1 protein-coding gene is annotated in these 582 nt (G+C 44.7%); it reads right to left on the bottom strand.

All coding sequences use genetic code 11. The annotated features are described in order from the left end of the window. The coding region (locus R7Q46_RS28845; RefSeq protein ID WP_318078538.1) for a DUF3458 domain-containing protein at positions 1-582 on the bottom strand (582 nt) is incomplete at both ends.

Raw genomic sequence — 582 nt, 5'->3', positions numbered from 1 at the left:
TACTTCGCTAATAGCATTTGGCTTGCATCCCAACGAGCAAAATCGTTGGTTGCGTGCTTCATTAGGAAGATCAGTTCTGCGTCGCTGTAATCGTATTCCAATTTAACTGGCGCAGAGAACTCGCGTAACAATGAAGGCACTGGTTGTTCTGCGACATTCTCGAACACAAATGTTTGTTTATCTTGCTTGATGTCCAAAACATTGTGAACTGATTCGCCGTTAATGATCAGTGGGATAACCTGACCTTTCGAATCATACAGCTCGATATCGAATGGAATGTGCAGTGCTTGTTTTTCTGCTTGGTCTTGCGTTGCTTCAGTAAATTGCTCAACTGTTAGCGCGTAAGTTTTGGCTTCAGCGTTGTATTCGCTGTTTACACGTAATGTTGGCGTACCAGATTGGCTGTACCATAGACGGAATTGCTTAAGGTCAACGCCCGTTGCATCTTCCATTGCAGAAACGAAGTCTTCACATGTTGCCGCTGTACCGTCGTGACGCTCAAAGTAAAGCTTCATACCTTTTTGGAAGCCTTCCTCGCCAAGCAAAGTGTGGTACATACGAATCACTTCACTGCCCTTTTCA

The organism is Vibrio sp. 811, assembly GCF_033339195.1.
Note: the sequence above shows the minus strand (reverse complement) of the source record. Positions and strands in the feature narration are given on the sequence as shown.